Source organism: Micromonospora sp. NPDC051006, assembly GCF_044456245.1.
Taxonomy (GTDB): Bacteria; Actinomycetota; Actinomycetes; order Mycobacteriales; family Micromonosporaceae; genus Micromonospora.
On sequence record NZ_JBITFP010000008.1, the window covers coordinates 164,318 to 181,332 of the forward strand.

Consider the following 17,015-nt stretch of genomic DNA (forward strand, 5'->3'; position numbering starts at 1 on the left):
CTACCGCTCCCCCACCGTCGTCGCGGCCGGCAGGCCGAGGCCGTCGACGGCCGCCGCGACGAGGTCGCCCGCGCCAAGCGCGACGTCGAGCACGAGCACCGACTCGTCCGGCTCGGCCCGCTCCAGCGTGGCGAGCTGCGACTCGAGCAGGCTCGCCGGCATGTAGTGCCCCGCGCGGCGGGACATCCGGTCCCGGATGACCTCCGCCGACCCGTCCAGGTGCACGAACTCCACCGACGGCGGGCCCTGCCGGAGCACGTCCCGGTACGCGCGCCGCAACGCCGAGCAGGCCAGCACCGTCGACCGGCCCTCCGCGCCGCGCTCGGCCATCCAGGCGGCCAGGTCGCGCAGCCAGGGCCAACGGGCGGCGTCGTCGAGCGGTACGCCGGAGCGCATCCGGGCCACGTTGGCCGCGGAGTGGAACTCGTCCGCCTCGGCGAACATCAGCCCGGTCGCCTCGCTGATCCCGCGCGCCACCGTGGTCTTGCCGGCGCCGGAGACGCCCATCACCACGACGTGCCGGGTCGGCTGCCCGTCGCCGCGCTCACCAGTCATGGACCGTCCCATCCTTGAGCCGGTTGAACGGCAGGTAGGCCGGCACGTAGGGGAACCGCGCCGCGGCCTCCTCGTCGAGTTCCACCCCGAGCCCCGGCTGGTCGCCGGGGTGCAGGTAGCCGTCGGTGAACGTGAACGACTGCCGGAACACCTCGTTCGCCAGCGGGCTGTGCTTCATGTACTCCTGGATGCCGAAGTTGTGGATGGCCAGGTCCAGGTGCAGCGCCGCGGCCATGCCCACCGGCGAGATGTCGGTGGGGCCGTGGATGCCGGACTTGATCTGGTACTGAGCGGCGAAGTCGAGCAGCTTGCGCATGGCGGTGATACCGCCGGTGTGGGTCACCGCGGACCGCACGTAGTCGATCAGCTGCTCGCGGATCAGCGTCTGGTAGTCCCAGACGGTGTTGAAGACCTCGCCGATCGCCAGCGGGGTGGTGGTGTGCTGGCGGACCAGCCGCAGCGCCTCCTGGTTCTCCGCCGGGGTGCAGTCCTCCAGCCAGAACAGGTCGTACGGTTCGAGCGCCTTGCCCAGCTTGGCGGCCTGGATCGGGGTCATCCGGTGGTGACCGTCGTGCAGCAGCGGCAGCTCCGGGCCGAACTCGTTGCGCACCGCCTCGAAGACGTCGGGCAGGTGGCGCAGGTAGGCCCGGGTGTCCCAGTCCTCCTCGGCGGGCAGCGGGATGCGCTGCGCCGGCTCGTAGTCGTAGCGCTTGCCGTCGGCGCTGGGCTGGGCGGCCACCCCGTAGACGGCATTGATGCCCGGCACCGAGGTCTGCACGCGGATCGACCGGAAGCCCTCGTCCAGGTGCTGGCGGATCGAGTCGAACAGCTCCGGGATGTCCCGACCCGACGCGTGGCCGTACGCCATGATGCCGGTGCGCGACGCGCCGCCCAGCAGTTGGTACAGCGGCATGCCGGCGGCCTTGGCCTTGATGTCCCAGAGAGCGACGTCGACCGCGGCGATCGCGGCCATGGTGACCGGCCCGCGCCGCCAGTACGCCGAGCGGTAGAGGAACTGCCAGGTGTCCTCGATGCGGTGCGGGTCCCGCCCGATCAGCAGCGCGGCGACGTGGTCGCGCAGGTAGGAGGCGACGGAGAGCTCGCGACCGTTGAGGGTGGCGTCACCCAGGCCGGTGAGCCCCTCGTCGGTGGTGATCTTCAGGGTGACGAAGTTGCGGTCGGGGCTGGACACGATGACGTCCGCTGCGACGATTTTCACGGGGTGCCTTTCATCATTACCGGTGCGCGGGCTGGCTAGCGCAGGACGCTGCCCGCTTCGTGGCCGTCGAGAAGGGACAGTTCGGCGCGGCGCGGCAGCCCTTCGCAGTCGCCGCGGGTGGAGACGGCGAAGGCGCCGAGGGCGGCCGCGCGGCGCAGCCGACCGGCCAGGTCGAGTCCGTCGAACAGGCCGGAGAGGTAGCCGGCGGTGAACGCGTCGCCCGCGCCCACGGTGTCGACGGGTGTCACCGCCAACACCCCGACGCTCTCGACCCCGGCCGGGGTGTGCGCCCGGGCGCCGTCGCCGCCCAGCTTGACCAGGACGGTCTGCACGCCCCGCCGGAACAGGCCCGCCACGGTCGCCGCCTCGTCGGCCCCCGGCTCGCCGACCAGGTCCAGCTCGTCGGCGGAGGCGACGACGATCGAGGCGTACCCGGCCAGCGGGGTGAGCACCTCGCGGGCGGCGTTCCGGGACCAGAGCCGGGCGCGGTAGTTGACGTCGAGACAGACCGGGATCCCCGCCTCGGCGGCGGTCTCGGCCGCCCAGACGGTGGCCGCGCGGGCGGTCTCGGACAGCGCCGGGGTGATGCCGGTCAGGTGCAGCATCCGCGCGCCCGCCGCCAGCGACGCGCGCAGGTCGTCGACGCGCAGCGCCGAGCCGGCCGACCCGGCCCGGTGGTATTGCACCCGGGTCAGGTCCGCGGTGCGCTGCTCCAGGAACATCAGACCGGTCGGGCGGTCGGCGTCACGGGCGACCGCGCCGACGTCGACGCCCTCGGCCCGCAGCTGCCGCAGCAGGAACTCGCCCAGCTCGTCGGTGCTCACCCGGCCGACCCAGGCGGCCCGGTGACCCAGCCGGGCCAACCCCACCGCCACGTTGGACTCGGCGCCGGCCAGGTGCATCCGCAGCGCGCCGCCGGCGGCGAGCGGTCCGGCCGCGCGCAGCGACACCATGGACTCGCCGAAGGTGAGCAGGTCCGGCGTGCTCATGCGGCCACCGGCTCTGACAGGGCGGCGAGGTAGGTGCGCGCCCGCGCCCGCAGGGCGGTCAGGTCACCGCCGGAGGCCGCGTCGCCGACCAGCGGACCGCCGACACCGACCGCGATCGCGCCGGCCCGCAGATAGCCGGGGACGTCGGCCAGGCCGACCCCGCCGACCGCGACGAACGGGATGTCCCGGAACGGGTCGCGCACCGCCTTCAGGTACGCCGGGCCACCGACCGACGCCGGGAACAGCTTGATCGCCGACGCCCCCATCCGCATCGCGGTGTACGCCTCCGTGGGGGTGAGCGCCCCGGCGGCGACCGGAAGACCGCGGCGGGCGGCCTCGGCGATCGACTCGACCACTGCGGGGGTCACCACGAACTGTGCGCCCGCGGCGGCCACGTCGGCGACGTCGGCGGTGGTGAGCACCGTGCCGGCGCCGACCAGCGACCCGGCGGGCGCGGCGGCCCGCAGCGCCTCGACGGCGCGCGCCGCGCCCGGCGTGGTGAGGGCGACCTCCACGATGCGTACGCCCTCGTCGAGCAGGGCGGTGCCCGCGGCGATCGCGGCGTCGGTGTCGGTGCCGCGGATGACCGCGAGGATTCGGGTCGCGGTCAGCTCCGCGACGAGGTCGAGGGGCATCTGTCTCACCATTCCGCGTAGGAGCCGTCGAGGTGCCGCCAGGTTGGACTGCGCCAGGCGTGCCCCCGCTTGTCCGCCGTCCGTACCGCGTGTTCGTCGATCTCGATGCCGAGGCCGGGCGCGGTGAGACGCTGCACGTACCCGTCGACGAAGGTCAGCGGCGCCTTGTCGAGGCAGTAGTCGAGCACCTCGGCGCCCTGGTTGTAGTGGATGCCGATGCTCTGTTCCTGGATCAGGAAGTTCGGCGTGGCGAAGCCGACCTGCAGGCAGGCGGCGAGGGCGATCGGCCCGAGCGGGCAGTGCGGGGCGAGCTGCACGTCGTACACCTCGGCCAGCGTGGCGATCTTGCGAACCTCGGTGATGCCGCCGGCGTGCGACAGATCCGGCTGGGCGACGGCGATGCCGGCCTGCAACACGGGCAGGAACTCCTGCCGGTTGTAGAGCCGCTCCCCCGTCGACACCGGAGTGCTGGTGGCGCGGACGAACTCCCCGATCAGGTGCGAGTTCTCCGGCACCACCGGCTCTTCGAGGAAGAACGGCCGGTACGGCTCCAGCAGCGGGGCGATCCGGCGCGCGCTGGCGAGGGTGAACCGCCCGTGGAAGTCGACAGCGACGTCCCGGTCTTCGCCGAGCACCTCCCGAGCGGCGGCCACCCGCTGGACCACGGCGTCGATCTCGGCGACCGACGCGACCGGGCTCATCCGCCCGGAGGCGTTCATCTTCACCGCGGTCAGGCCCGCCTCGACCTGGGCGCTGATCTGGTCGCGGACCTCGGCGGGCTCGTCGCCGCCGACCCAGCCGTAGACCCGGATCCGGTCCCGGACCGGGCCGCCGAGCAGCTGGTGCACGGGCGCGCCGAAGTGCTTGCCGGCGATGTCCCACAGCGCCTGGTCCAGCCCGGCGACCGCGCTGGACAGGATCGGGCCGCCCCGGTAGAAGGAGCCCTTCGTCATCACCTGCCAGTGGTCCTCGATGCGCAGCGCGTCCCGCCCGACGAGCAACTCGCTGAGCTGCTCCACGGCGGTGCGTACGGTCTCGGACCGGCCCTCGCAGGTCGCCTCGCCCCAGCCGACGATGCCCGAGGAGGTCTCGACCCGGACGAACAGCCAGCGCGGTGCGACGAGGAACGTCTCCACCTTCGCGATCGTGGTCATGGCGCGTCAGCCCTTCGTGGCGCCGGCGGTGAGGCCGGAGACGACGTACTTCTGCACGAACAGGGCGATCACCATGATCGGCAGGGTGACCACGGTGGCCGCGGCCATCAGGCCGCCCCAGTCGATGCTGGCGTAGCCGACGAAGTCGAAGATCGCCACCGGCAGCGTCTTCGTGTCGGCGCCGGCGAGCACCAGGGCGAACATGAAGTTGTTCCAGGAGAAGATGAAGGAGAGGATGCCCGCGGTGGCCACGCCCGGCACCGACAGCGGCAGCGTGATCCGCCGGAACGCGCCGATGTGGGTCAGCCCGTCGACGAGCGCGGCCTCCTCCAGCTCGGTCGGCAGGCCGTCGAAGTAGCCCATCATGATGTAGACGATCAGCGGCAGCGACACGAACATGTGGCTCAGGATCAGCACGCTGAACCCGCCGACCAGCTTCAGGTTCGAGAATACGTAGTACCAGGGCACCAGCAGCGAGACGCCCGGAATCACCCGGGCCATCAGCACGACGAGCGCGGACTTCTTCATGTTGAACCGGCTCATCGAGTACGCGGCGGGCACCCCGAGGATGAGCGAGAACACGGTGGCCGCGAACGCCACCCAGAGGCTGTTGCCGATGAACTGGACGTAGTTGGCCTGCTGGAGCACCGTGTCGTAGTTCTTCAGCGTGGGCGAGAAGACGAACGCCTTGGCGGTGTCGTAGATGTCCACGTTGGTCTTGAACGACGCGGTGATCATCCAGAGCAGCGGCGCCATCAGCGCGAACACCACGAGGGTGAGGGCCACCGCCCGGAACGCCTGGTAAGGCCTGCTCGGCTTCATCGCTCCAGCCCCTTCTTGCGGTAGGTCAGGGCCCACATCACCCCGATGATGATCAGGAAGAAGATGATGAGGACGGTCGACGAGACGCCGTAGTCGTTGTAGTCGAAGCTGAGGCCGTAGGCGTACACGTTGAGGGTCTCCACCTCGTGGAAGGACCCGCCGCCGCGGCCCTTGGTCGCGTAGAGGATGTCGAAGGTCTTCAGCGCGTCGATGCCCCGCAGCAGGATCGCGACGATCACGGTGGGCATCAGCAGCGGCAGGGTGACGTGCCGGAACCGCTGCCAGGTGCTGGCGCCGTCGATGCGGGCCGCCTCCTGGGGCTCGTCCGACAGCGAGGTGAGCCCGGCGAGCAGGATCAGCACGACCATCGGGGTCCACTGCCAGATGTCGATGAACATCGTCGTGGGCAGGGCCGAGTTCTGGCCCGAGAGCCAGGGCTGGGGGCCGATCCCGATCCAGCCGAGCAGCTGGTTCGCCATCCCGATGTTCGGGTCGAAGATCAGGCGCCACATCATGCCGACCGCGACCGGGGTGGCCACCAGCGGCAGCAGGATCGCGACGCGGACCCACTTCTCACCACGGAACGGCCGCCACAGCAGCAGGGCGATCGCCATGCCCAGGACGACCTCGAAGAGCAGTACGACGCCGGTGAAGGCGATCGTCCGCAACACCGCGGGCCAGAACCGGTCGGTGTCGGTGAGCACGTCGAGGTAGTTCTGGAACCCGATGAACTCGCTCTCGGCCCGCACCGAACCCTCGGCGTCGGTGAGGCTGAGGTATCCGGTCCACGCCACCGGGAAGATGATCAGAACGGCGACGAACGCCATGGCGGGTGCCGCGAAGAGCCACTTGCGATGCTCGTTGGCCCAGCGCGACCAGGCCGACTCCGTGGGAGGCGCCGGGGAGGCCTCGGGTGATCTGGTGAGGGGTGTGCTGACGGCTGACATGGAGATCTCCGGGTTCGGGGGTCAGGTCCCGGCGGGGCGGCGGCGCCGGTCGGCGCCGCCGCTCAACGCTCGGGTTACTTCGCCTCGTCGTCGAGGAACTTCTGGAACGCCTCGTTGGCCGCGTCCGCGGAGGCGGCCGCGTCCTTGCCGGTGATCGCGTCGACGATCGGCTGCCCGACGATCTCGCGCGCCTCGGCCACCTTCACCACCAGCGGGCGGTCGTGCCCGACGCCGTTGGCGGTGCTGGCCGTGTTGGCCTCGGCGAGGTCCTTCGGCAGGGTGGAGGTGCTCTCCGGGTTCGCCCAGACGGAGGTGCGGGCACCGGGGACGCCGGCCTTCTGCTGCGCCAGCGACTGCTCCTTGCCGGCCGCCCACTGGATGAACTTCCAGGCGTTGTCCTTGTTCTCCGAGCCGTCGTTGACGCCGAGCGCCCAAGAGGGGATGTTGTACGGCTTGGAACCGGCCGGGCCGGCCGGGAAGGCCGTGAAGCCCACCGTGTCGACGACCTTGGACTTGGCCGGGTCGGTGGCGTTCTTGTAGAGCGAGTTGGCCTCGGTGTAGAACGCCGCCTTGCCCTGGGTGAAGATCGCCATCGCCTCCGACCAGCTCATGTCGGTGCTGATGTTCTCCGGGCCGTGGTCGCGCAGCAGCCCGCCGTAGTAGGCGTACGCCTGCTTGGCCTGCTCGGTGTTGACCGTGGCCTTGCCGCTGCCGTCGACGAAGTCGCCGCCGAAGCTGTAGAGGAAGCTGGAGAACTGCGTGACGGCGGCCGCCTTGCCGGTGCGGGCGACGAAGCCGGCGACGCCCGGGTTGTCGGCCTCGACCTTCGCGGCCTGTGCCTTGAGCTCGTCGAGGGTCTTCGGCGGGGCGGTGAAGCCGGACTTCTGCAGCAGGTCCTTGCGGTAGTAGAGGACCTCCTGCTCGGTGATGATCGGCACCCCGACCACCTTGTCCTCATAGGTGGTGGCCTGCACCGGCCCGGCCTGGAAGTCGCTGAACTCGAACGCGCTGTCCGACTTGGCCTTCTCGCTCAGGTCGGCGAGGTACTTGTTCTTGGCGAACAGCTTCCCCTCCTGCAGCGGCCGGTACATCATCACGTCGATGTCGCTGGACCCGGCGTTCAGCTTGACGTTGTACTGGTCGGAGAGCTGGTCCTCGCCGAGCTGGGTGACTTCGACCTTGAGGCCCGACTGCTGCTCGAACTCCGGCAGAGCCTTCTTGATGTTCTCCGTCCAGACGTGGTTCACCAGCGTCACGCGAAGAGTCTTCGACCCCTCGCCGCCGTCCCCACCGCCACCGCAGGCGGACAGGCCCATGGCGGCGACCACGGCCAGAGAAGTGCCGATTATCGATCGACGTCGCACGCTTGTCTCTCCTTCAGTCGTGGTCGCTACCCCGTCGAGAGGCGCTACCTCGGTGTTACATCCGCTTAACGTCGGGATGCTAGGCCGAAAAAGCCGACTTATTCAAGGTGTTGATCTAACTGATATGATCCTTGGCGTGGAACGGTCCTCCTTAGGGGTTGCAGCCGCTCAGACCACCCCTGTGGAGGCCGGGCTGCACGCACGCGTGCTCGACCACCTCGGCACCGCCATCTGCGCAGGTGAGCTGGCGCCCGGCGCGGTGCTCAACATCGACGAGCTGGTCGAGCGCTATGCCGTGTCCCGCTCGGTCGTCCGCGAGGTGCTGCGGGTGCTGGCCTCGATCGGGTTCATCGAGACCCGGCGCCGGGTGGGGGTGATGATCCGGCCGGCGAGCGCCTGGAACGTCTTCGACCCGCAGGTGATCCGCTGGCGGCTCGCCTCGGCCGGTCGGATGGCGCAGCTCAGGTCGATCACCGAGCTGCGCACCGCCGTCGAGCCGCACGCGGCCCAACTGGCCGCCGGTCGGGCCGGTCACGACGAGGCGAGCGACCTCGTCGGGCTAGCGGCGAAGATGTGGGCGGCCGGCAAGGCCGGTGACGAGGAGCGCTTCCTGGATCTCGACATCGAGTTCCATCGCCGGGTGCTGCTCGCCTCCGGCAACGAGATGTTCCTGCGGTTGCAGGAACTCGTCGCCGAGGTGCTCACCGGCCGGCACAAGCACCACCTCATGCCGCACCACCCGCACGAGCAGGCCCTCCAGCTGCACGCGGACGTCGCCCAGGCGATCCAGCGGCACGACGGTGAGCGCGCCCGGCAGGCGATGGTGCAGCTGATGGAGCAGGCGTTCGACGAGATGCGGTCGTTGTGGGAGCAGACCGGCGAGCCCGAGCGGGGTTAGGGCGCGTCCCGAGCCGATCACGTGGCGGTTGCTCGTGGACGAGCTGCCGGTCGCCGTCAGCTGGCTCCGGCGACCGACACCGCGGGCCCTAATCCAGACGCCTGCCAAGTGAGAGACCGGCGTCGGCATAGCCGTGCCGACCATAGAAGCGCACCGCATCGATGTTGCGGTGGTGGATGCCGGCCGACAGGTGGACGATCGCCCGGTCGGTCGCCCATCGTTCGGCCGCCTCGAGCAAGGCGGATCCCACCCCCAGCCCCTGGACATCGGGCAGCACAACCGTGTGCACCTGCGCCGAGGGCTCAGGACGCAGGATCTGATGCTGCGGCGGATCGGGATGACGCAGCACCTCGACCATCCCGACCACCCGGCCATCACGAGTCTCAGCGACGAGAACAGCATCCCGCCTCGCCTCGTCGGCCAGCACCGCTGCGAAGTGACGCGCCACCGCCTCGCGCTGCGGAACCCGGTAGACGCCAGGATCGAGAGCGAGGTGCGCCTCGGCGTTGGCCACACGCAACTCCACCAACGAGGGAACATCCGCCAAGCTCGCTGGCCGAACCGTCAGCCCAACCTCCCGCATCGTCCCCATGCTAGGGCCGACGCAGCGGGCGTGCGGGCCGGGCCATGATCGGCAGGGCATGCCCCTGGCCGGTCAGTGCGGCATGTGCAGCCCGGCGGCGACGGCGCCGCGCTGGTCGACGTAGCCGGCGATGCGCCGGATGATCGAGGCGTACCGGGCGCGGAGCCAGGCCGGCGAGGTCGGTGCGGCCGCCGCGGCGCTCAGGTCGACCACCCGGGCCAGCGGCCGGTACTCCATCCAGGTCGGCGCCACCGTCACGTCGGTGACCGTCCACCGGCCGGCCGCGGTGCGGGTGAAGGTGAACTGGGGGACGACCGAGTCCTGGGTCTTCTCCGGCGAGCCGTCGGCGAACCGGGTCGTCAGGTTGCCCATGCCGTAGGCGACCCACTTGCCGGCCACCTTCTCGAACGGCTGCACCACGTGCACGTGGTGCCCGATGATCAGGTCGATCTCGGGCGCGGAGAGCAGCTGGCGCGCGAGGTCCGCCTGGTCGCCGGTCGGCTCGTGCTGGTACTCGGTGCCCCAGTGCAGCGACAGGATGACGATCTCCGCGCCGGCGGCACGCGCCCGCTTGGCCTCGGCCAGGATCGCGTCGGCGTCGATCGCGTTCGCCGCCCACGGCCGTCCGGCCGGCAGTGGGATCTGGTTGAAGCTCTCCGTGTACGACAGGTGGGCGACCTTCACCCCGGCGACGTCGAGGACGTTGGGGCGCCGGGCCTCCGCCGCGCTGCGGGCCGTGCCGGTGTGCCGCAGGCCCACCCGGTCCAGGTTCTCCAGGGTACGGGCGATGCCGTCGACGCCGGTGTCCAGCGAGTGGTTGGACGCGGTGGAGCAGGTGTCGAAGCCGGCCCAGGCCGCCGCGTCGGCCAGCTCCGGCGGCACGCTGAAGTCCGGCCAGCCGGTGAACGGGCCGTCCGGTTCGGCCAGCGGCGTCTCCATGTGACAGATGCCCAGGTCGGCGGCGCTCACCCGGGCCCGGACCGCGGCCAGCACCTGGGTGAAGTCGTGGCCGTCGCGGCCGGCGCGCCGGGCGTCCGCGGCGGCCTGCTCGCTCAGCGCCGGATGCACCAGCAGGTCGCCGGCCGCGACCACGGTGAGCGTGGTCCGCGGTGGCGCGGCGGCGGGGGCGCTGGCGCTGGCGGACGGAGCGGACGCCGCGGTGCGTGGCGCCGGCTGCTCGCTGGCCTCGCAGCCCGCCGTCATCGCGGCGACCAGCAGCACCGCCAGGACGGGCTTTCTTCTCATAACACGACATAATGCCGCCCACTCTCAGCGCCGTGGCATGAACGCCGAAAGTCTCCGAGGCGCACCGCCGCGCCGCCCGCCGCGGGGCCGTCCTGGCCGGCCCCCACCGCCGTGCCGACGGCTTCCCCTACCAGGGGCCCGCGCGGAACGCGGCGGCGAGTTCGTCGTCCAACACGCTGATCGGCCGACCGTCAGTGCCATAGGCGACGAGGCGCCCGTGCGTCATCGTCGCGGATCGGAACGAGAAGACCCGGGTGCCCGGGTATGCCGTCAGCAGCGGTATGACCCGTGGCGAACCGCCGGGGGCGGAGTAGTACTCCAGGCGCGACACGCTTGCCGACACCACCCCGTTCACCCGCACCTTCGTCTTCTCCGCCCGGGTGCCGAAGGTGACCGGCGCCGCGGTGCCGAAGGAGGCGCACGCCGCGGCGCTGCGGCAGACGAAGAAGTACCGGGGGTTGGCGACGTCGTCGAGCGCGTACGCCTTGAAGGTCGGATCCGCCCCCGCCGGCAGCGGCTGCACGGCGAAGAACGCGACGGTCGCCGCGACCGCCACTCCGACGCGCAGCCAGGCGCGTCGGGTGCTCCCGGAGCGTCTCGTCCGGGCTGCGGCGACCGCCACCCCGCCGAACCCTGTCAGGCAGAGCGCGACGACACCGAGCGCGCGGGCGTTCTCGAAGAGGAACTGCACCCCCGGCCGTAGGGAGACGGCATCGAGGACCACGCCCAGCGACGCCGTCATTGCGACCAGCAGCGCGACCCCCGCGACCCTGCGGGCCACGCCGGACGTGCCGATCAGCAGCATCGCGGCCAACACCGGCCAGACCTGGTGGTGGGTCCACGAGACCGGCGACGCGGCGACGGTGGCGCAGCCGACGAGCACCGCGGCGTGCCCGGGACGGCCCTGCGCCGCCAGCTGCCGCGCGCGCAGCAGCGCCACCGCGCAGATCACCGCCACCAGGGCGACCCAGAGCAGCGGCAGTGACGTCTCGTCGACCCCGAGGCGCAGCAGCATCCCGTGCACTGACTGGTTGCCCAGCGACGCGAGGTTGCCGATCCGGCGGGTCTGCACCACCGTCCCGGCCCAGTAGGTCCAGCTCTCGGCCGGCAGGACGGCCGCGGCGAGCCCGGCGCAGGCGAGAAACGTCGCCATGGCCCGGGCGGCGTCGCGGTAGCGCCGGGCCGCGAGGAAGTACACCACGAACAGCAGCGGGGTCAGCTTGATCGCGGACGCCACCCCGACGAGCACCCCGCGCAGGCGCGGTGGGACGACACCCATGGCGTCGAGCAGCGCCAGCAGCACCACGAAGATGCTGACCTGGCCGAAGCGCAGGTTGCTCTGGACCGGGGCGGAGAGCATCAGCGCCAGCGCCACGGCCGCCACGACCAGCTGCCGGCGGGACCGCCCGGGCGCCAACGTGTTGCCCACCGGCACGGCGATGGCGACCACCGCCGCGCAGGTCGTCAACAGCCAGAGCACCTGCACCACCGGCTCCGCGGCGAGCGTGATCGGCCAGAGCACCAGCGCCGCGAACGGTGGGTAGGTGAACGGGCCCCCGTTCTCCGCGACGTAGGAGTAGAGCGGGTGCCCCGCGCGCAGGTCAGCCACCGCGCCGTAGTAGATGTGCAGGTCGGAGAGGCGCTCCTCGCGCCGGAGGACGAGCACGACGGAGACCAGCGCGGCGGTGACGAAGCCCGCCCACACCAGCGAAACTCGTCGCTCGCGCACGGGACCAGCATAGGGGCCGGCGCAGCCGTGCGGGTGTCCATCATGGACCGGTCGTTCCTGGTGCCGGCCCGCCTCCGGGAGATGGCCGACCCCTTTCCGTTCCGTGATCAACGAACTACGGTGAGCATGGCGCGCGTGCCACCGAACGGGGGTGCCCAGTGCAGGAGTTCGACTACGTCGTGGTCGGTGCCGGCTCGGCCGGGTGCGTGCTGGCCAACCGGCTGACCGAGGACCCGGGCACCCGGGTGCTGCTGATCGAGGCCGGCGGCTGGGACCGCAGCCCCTTCGTCCGCATACCCAAGGGCTTCAGCCGGCTGATGGACGACCGCCGCACCGCTTGGCACTACCCCGCCGAGGTGGGGCCGGCGCAGCAGGAGGTCTGGCAGCGCGGCCGGCTGATCGGCGGGTCCAGCTCCATCAACGGGATGGTGTACGGCCGGGGCGACCGGCTCGACTACGACTCGCTGGAGCGCCTGGGCAACCCCGGCTGGGGCTGGCAGACGATGCTGCCGATCTTCAAGCGGCTGGAGGACAACCCGTTCGGCGCGTCCGAGGTGCGCGGCGCCGGCGGGCCCCTGCGACTGTCCAGCGCCACCGGCACCGACGAGCTCTGCGAGGAGACGATCGCCGCCGGGGTGGAGCTGGGCTGGCGCCGGGTCGACGACCTGAACGCCGACGACGGCGAGCGGATCGGCTACGTCATGGCGACCATCCGCGACGGACGCCGGAGCAGCGCGGCCGAGGCGTTCCTGCACCCGGTCCGCGACCGGCCGAACCTGACCGTCGCGGTGCGCACCGTGGTGCTCCGGGTGCTCGTCGAGGACGGTCGGGCGGTCGGCGTACGTGCCCGCCGCGACGGGCAGACGGTCGACTACGCGGCCGCCGCCGAGGTCGTCCTCGCCGCCGGCGCGCTCGCCACACCCCAGTTGTTGCAGGTTTCCGGCATCGGTCCGGCCGACGCGCTGCGCGAGGCCGGTGTCCCGGTGCTGCTCGACCGGCCCCGGGTGGGCGTCGGCCTGCGGGAGCACCGGCCGATGCCGGCGCAGTTCCGGCTGGCCGCACGGGGTGGCTACAACCCGCAGCTGAGCAGCGCGCTCGGGCAGGGGCGGGCCGCGCTGCGCTACCTGTTCACCCGGCGGGGGCCGCTCGCCCTGCCGGTGCACGACGTCGGGGCGTACTTCCGGTCCGGTCCCGACGCCGAGCATCCGGACGCGCAGCTGTTGATGGCGCCCTTCTCGGCCGCCCCGCGACGCCCCGGTCAGGCGCTGGAGCTGGAGCGTGAGTCGGGGCTGATGGGCCTGGTCACGGTGACCCGGCCGGAGAGCGAAGGCAGCCTGGCCATCACCTCGGCCGACCCGGAGCGTCCACCGCGGATCGTGGCCAACTACTTCAGCGCCGCGTACGACCGTCGGGTCGCGGTCGCCGCCTTCCGGCGGATGCGGGAGCTCTTCGCCACCGGCCCGATCGCGAAGCGGATCACCGTGGAGACGCTGCCCGGCCCCGCGGTGCAGGACGACGACGACATCGTGGACGCCGGGCTGGCGCTGGGCTACTGCGGCTACCACGCGGTGGGCACCTGCGCGATGGGGCCCGGCGACGAGTCCGTGGTCGACCCGCAGCTGCGGGTACGCGGCGTGGACGGGCTGCGCATCGCCGACGCGTCCGTGCTGCCGGTCCTGGTCTCCGGCTACCTGAACGCCCCGGTGATGGCGGTGGCCTGGCGCGCGGCCGATCTGATCCTCGCCAGCCGTTGAGCCGTCCGGCGCGCCGCCTGTCGCTACCCGGACAGGAAGACTGCCGACAGGGCCGGTTATACCGAGGCCAGCCGGGCCGCCACTATGGACCGACGGCTGGTCGGTGGCTGTCCCGAGCGGGCGCCATCATCACGAGGGGATCGACCATGCATCCGACAGCTGCGACGAGGCGGCTCCGCCGTCTGCTCGTGGTCGTGCTCGTCCTGGGCACGACCGTTCTGTTCCCGGCCACGGCCGGGGCGACGGTGGTGGCCGGGGGCGGCCGGCCCCAGATCACGCAGGCGACCGGCTGGACGCCGGTGCCGGGCCAGGCACAGGCCCGTTCCCGCCCGGGCACCGCCGTGTACGGGGGTGACCTGCACGTGTTCGCCCGTGGCGCGGGTGGCACCGTGCGGACCAACCGGTACACCCTGGCCACCGGCGAGTGGTCCGGCTGGTCCACCGTGCCGGGATCGGCCGGCGCCCGCTCCGCACCGGCGACCGCCGTCTACGGCGGCGACCTCTGGATCCTCGTCCAGGGCGCCGCCGGTGACCTGCGCGCCACCCGCTACACCCTGACCACCGACCAGTGGTCCGGCTGGTCCACCGTGCCCGGATCGGCCGGCGCCCGCTCCGCACCGGCGACCGCCGTCTACGGCGGCGACCTCTGGATCTTCGCCCGGGGCACCGCCGGCACCGTGCGGAACACCCGCTACACCCTGACCACCGACCAGTGGTCCGGCTGGTCGGCGGTACCCGGCCCGGCGGGCGCCACCTCCGCACCCGCCACCGCCGTCTACGGCGGCGACCTGCACCTCGTCGTCCGCGGGTCCGGCGACACGATCCGAGCCACCCGCTACACCCTGACCACCACGGAATGGTCGGGGTGGTCGGGTCTGCCCGGCGGGCTCGGCGCGACGTCGGGGCCGGCCCTCGTCAGCTACGGCGGCGAGCTGCGGTTGTTCGTCCGTGGGGCGCAGCAGCGGATCTACCAGCACCAGCTCGGGCAGTAGCGGCACCGGGGCAGGGCGGGTCCGCGGGTCGCGGGCCCGCCGGCCGCCGCGTCGTCCCGGGCGCGGGAGCACCCGGTGGTGTGGTCAGCGTGGCGGTCAGACCGGCACGATGACCACGTGCAGGTTGCGCGGGCCGTGCACGCCCTCCACCCGGTTGAGCTCGATGTCGCTGGTGGCGGAGGGTCCGCTGATCCAGGTCAGCGGGCGGCGCGGATCGAGCCGGGCGACCGCGTCCGGCACGCCGGCGACCACCTGGTCGGCGCGCAGCACGCAGACGTGCACGTCGGGCAGGAGCGTGATGACACGCCGCCCCTGGTCGGGGGCGCCGTCGAGGACGATCGTGCCGGTCTCGGCGACGGCCACGGCGGCCGCGGTGACCACCCCGTCGGTGGCGGCGATCTGCTCCGCGGAGAGGCCGTCGTCGGCCAGAGCGTCGACGCTGGCGGGCAGCCACCGCCGAGGCAGCGCCGGGGGGACGACGACCCGCCGGCCGCCGAGGATCGCGTCCACCACCTGCGCCACCGCGTCGTCGGCGCATCGGTGCACGGTGGCCCGGTAGTCGGTGAGCCGCCGTACCAGCAGGTCCAGGTCGACGGTTCCGCCGGCCGGCCGGTAGTCGCGGGCGATGTCGGCGGGTGCGGCCGGGGTGGCGCCGAGGGCCGCGCGGACCCGGGCCAGGACGAGTTCCCGGGAGTTCACCGCTGCGCCCACCATTCGCGGAAGGTCTGCGCCGGGGGTTCCGGCAGGTCGCGGCCGATGGTCCAGCCGGAGAGCGGCGGCGGCAGGCCGCGACCACGGCGGCCGGCGAGGCGGGTGAGCCGCGCGGCGCGCTGCGCGGCCGCGTACAGCGCCGGGTGGTCCATGGTGTACGCGGCGGCGGCCATCGCGACGGACTCGGCGGACGGCCGGCGTTGGGCGGCGACGTGCTCGGCGCGGAGGTGGACCAGCAGCTCCGGAATGTCGATCTTCACGGGGCAGGCGTCGTAGCAGGCGCCGCAGAGCGACGAGGCGTACGGCAGTGAGGCGTTGTCCTCGACCCCGGTGAGCTGGGGCGAGAGCACGGCGCCGATCGGCCCGGGATAGACCGACCCGTACGCGTGCCCGCCGGCGCGCTGGTAGACCGGGCAGACGTTGAGGCAGGCCGAGCAGCGGATGCAGTGCAGCGCCTGCCGGCCGACCTCGTCGGCGAGGACGGCGCTGCGCCCGTTGTCCAGCAGCACGAGGTGGAAGGCCTGCGGTCCGTCACCGGGGGTGACGCCGGTCCACGTGGAGGTGTAGGGGTTCATCCGCTCCCCCGTCGACGCCCGTGGCAGCAGTTGCAGGAACACCTCGAGGTCGCGCCAGCTGGGCACCACCTTCTCGATGCCCATCACGGTGATCAGCGTGTCGGGCAGGGTGAGGCACATCCGCCCGTTGCCCTCGGACTCCACGACGGCGAGGGTGCCGGTGTCGGCGACGGCGAAGTTGGCGCCGGAGACCGCCACCCGGGTGCTCAGGAAGGTCTGGCGCAGGTAGCGGCGGGCGGCGGCGGCCAGCGCCGCCGGGTCGTCGGTCAGCGTCGGGTCGACGCCGGGCATCGCGCGCAGGAAGATCTCGCGGATCTCGGCCCGGTTGCGATGGATGGCCGGTACCAGGATGTGGCTGGGCCGGTCGTCGCCGAGCTGCACGATCAGCTCGGCGAGGTCGGTCTCCACCGGGGTGATCCCCGCGTCGTGCAGGGCCTCGTTGAGGCCGATCTCCTGGGTGGCCATGGATTTGACCTTGATGACCCGGTCGCTGCCGGTCGCGGCCACCAGCTCGGTGACGATCCGGTTGGCGTCCAACGCGTCGGCGGCCCAGTGCATCGTGCCGCCGGCGGCGGTGACCGCGGCCTCCAGCTGCTCCAGCAGCTCCGGCAGGCGGGCCATCACGTCGGCCTTGATCGCGGAGCCGGCGGCGCGCAGCCGCTCCCAGTCGGGCAGTTCGTCGATGACCGCGCCGGACTTCGCGCGGATCGTGGTGGTGGCGTGACCGAGGTTGCGGCGCAGCTGCGGATCGGCGAGGGCCCGTCGGGCGGCCACCGGGAACGGCTCGTCGCCGCGGAGGTGGCCCACGCCGCGCGGCGCGGTCGCCGGCATGCCGAGGAAGGT

Annotated in this window: 16 protein-coding genes; 3 read left to right on the forward strand and 13 right to left on the reverse strand. The window is 72.3% G+C overall.

Features of this window, described 5'->3' with window-relative positions; translation table 11 throughout:
- The 8 genes from ACIBBA_RS15895 to ACIBBA_RS15930 form a co-directional block, all read right to left on the reverse strand.
- A complete protein-coding gene (locus ACIBBA_RS15895) occupies positions 1-555 on the reverse strand; it encodes a gluconokinase (RefSeq protein WP_396697761.1) in 555 nt (184 codons plus the stop codon).
- Entirely contained in the window at positions 545-1,774 is a 1,230-nt protein-coding gene (manD, locus tag ACIBBA_RS15900) for a D-mannonate dehydratase ManD (protein WP_350870344.1), read from the reverse strand. The genes ACIBBA_RS15895 and manD overlap by 11 nt, the downstream gene beginning before the upstream one ends.
- Positions 1,775-1,809: 35 nt before the next feature.
- Positions 1,810-2,763, reverse strand: a complete 954-nt coding sequence (locus tag ACIBBA_RS15905) for a sugar kinase (RefSeq protein ID WP_396697763.1) — start codon at positions 2,761-2,763, stop codon at positions 1,810-1,812.
- On the reverse strand, positions 2,760-3,398 hold the full coding sequence (locus ACIBBA_RS15910) for a bifunctional 4-hydroxy-2-oxoglutarate aldolase/2-dehydro-3-deoxy-phosphogluconate aldolase (protein WP_396697765.1): 639 nt from the start codon (positions 3,396-3,398) through the stop codon (positions 2,760-2,762). The genes ACIBBA_RS15905 and ACIBBA_RS15910 overlap by 4 nt, the downstream gene beginning before the upstream one ends.
- Positions 3,399-3,403: 5 nt before the next feature.
- Entirely contained in the window at positions 3,404-4,552 is a 1,149-nt protein-coding gene (gene dgoD, locus ACIBBA_RS15915; protein ID WP_396697767.1) for a galactonate dehydratase, read from the reverse strand.
- 6 nt (positions 4,553-4,558) lie between these two features.
- Complete coding sequence (locus tag ACIBBA_RS15920; protein ID WP_396697769.1) at positions 4,559-5,374, reverse strand: carbohydrate ABC transporter permease; 816 nt, start codon at positions 5,372-5,374, stop codon at positions 4,559-4,561.
- Positions 5,371-6,321 carry a carbohydrate ABC transporter permease gene (locus tag ACIBBA_RS15925; RefSeq protein WP_396697771.1) on the reverse strand — a complete coding sequence of 317 codons (951 nt, stop codon included), beginning with the start codon at positions 6,319-6,321 and terminating at the stop codon, positions 5,371-5,373. Before ACIBBA_RS15925 ends, ACIBBA_RS15920 begins: the two co-directional genes overlap by 4 nt.
- A gap of 74 nt (positions 6,322-6,395) precedes the next feature.
- The gene (locus ACIBBA_RS15930; RefSeq protein ID WP_350870354.1) at positions 6,396-7,577 is read right to left on the reverse strand and encodes a sugar ABC transporter substrate-binding protein; all 1,182 of its coding nucleotides are present in this window, start codon (positions 7,575-7,577) and stop codon (positions 6,396-6,398) included.
- 244 nt (positions 7,578-7,821) lie between these two features.
- Between ACIBBA_RS15930 and ACIBBA_RS15935 the strand changes: the two genes are divergently transcribed.
- Complete coding sequence (locus ACIBBA_RS15935; protein ID WP_396697774.1) at positions 7,822-8,583, forward strand: FadR/GntR family transcriptional regulator; 762 nt, start codon at positions 7,822-7,824, stop codon at positions 8,581-8,583.
- Positions 8,584-8,671: 88 nt separating this feature from the next.
- Here the strand turns inward: ACIBBA_RS15935 and ACIBBA_RS15940 are convergent, their stop codons facing one another.
- The 3 genes from ACIBBA_RS15940 to ACIBBA_RS15950 all read right to left on the reverse strand — a co-directional run bounded on the left by ACIBBA_RS15940 (position 8,672) and on the right by ACIBBA_RS15950 (position 12,140).
- Positions 8,672-9,226 (reverse strand): GNAT family N-acetyltransferase, encoded by a 555-nt coding sequence (locus ACIBBA_RS15940; protein WP_396697776.1) that lies wholly within the window; start codon positions 9,224-9,226, stop codon positions 8,672-8,674.
- A gap of 12 nt (positions 9,227-9,238) precedes the next feature.
- The gene (locus ACIBBA_RS15945) at positions 9,239-10,411 is read right to left on the reverse strand and encodes a CapA family protein (protein ID WP_396697778.1); all 1,173 of its coding nucleotides are present in this window, start codon (positions 10,409-10,411) and stop codon (positions 9,239-9,241) included.
- A gap of 127 nt (positions 10,412-10,538) precedes the next feature.
- On the reverse strand, positions 10,539-12,140 hold the full coding sequence (locus ACIBBA_RS15950) for a glycosyltransferase 87 family protein (protein WP_396697780.1): 1,602 nt from the start codon (positions 12,138-12,140) through the stop codon (positions 10,539-10,541).
- Between the two features lie 158 nt (positions 12,141-12,298).
- Between ACIBBA_RS15950 and ACIBBA_RS15955 the strand changes: the two genes are divergently transcribed.
- Positions 12,299-13,894 carry a GMC family oxidoreductase gene (locus ACIBBA_RS15955; protein ID WP_396697782.1) on the forward strand — a complete coding sequence of 532 codons (1,596 nt, stop codon included), beginning with the start codon at positions 12,299-12,301 and terminating at the stop codon, positions 13,892-13,894.
- Positions 13,895-14,040: 146 nt separating this feature from the next.
- Complete coding sequence (locus tag ACIBBA_RS15960; protein ID WP_396697784.1) at positions 14,041-14,886, forward strand: hypothetical protein; 846 nt, start codon at positions 14,041-14,043, stop codon at positions 14,884-14,886.
- Between the two features lie 96 nt (positions 14,887-14,982).
- Here ACIBBA_RS15960 and ACIBBA_RS15965 read toward each other — a convergent pair whose 3' ends face one another.
- Together ACIBBA_RS15965 and ACIBBA_RS15970 are read right to left on the reverse strand one after the other, a co-directional pair.
- Entirely contained in the window at positions 14,983-15,600 is a 618-nt protein-coding gene (locus ACIBBA_RS15965) for a lactate utilization protein C (protein WP_396697786.1), read from the reverse strand.
- Positions 15,582-17,003 (reverse strand): LutB/LldF family L-lactate oxidation iron-sulfur protein, encoded by a 1,422-nt coding sequence (locus tag ACIBBA_RS15970; protein WP_396697923.1) that lies wholly within the window; start codon positions 17,001-17,003, stop codon positions 15,582-15,584. Before ACIBBA_RS15970 ends, ACIBBA_RS15965 begins: the two co-directional genes overlap by 19 nt.
- Between the last annotated feature and the right edge of the window lie 12 nt (positions 17,004-17,015).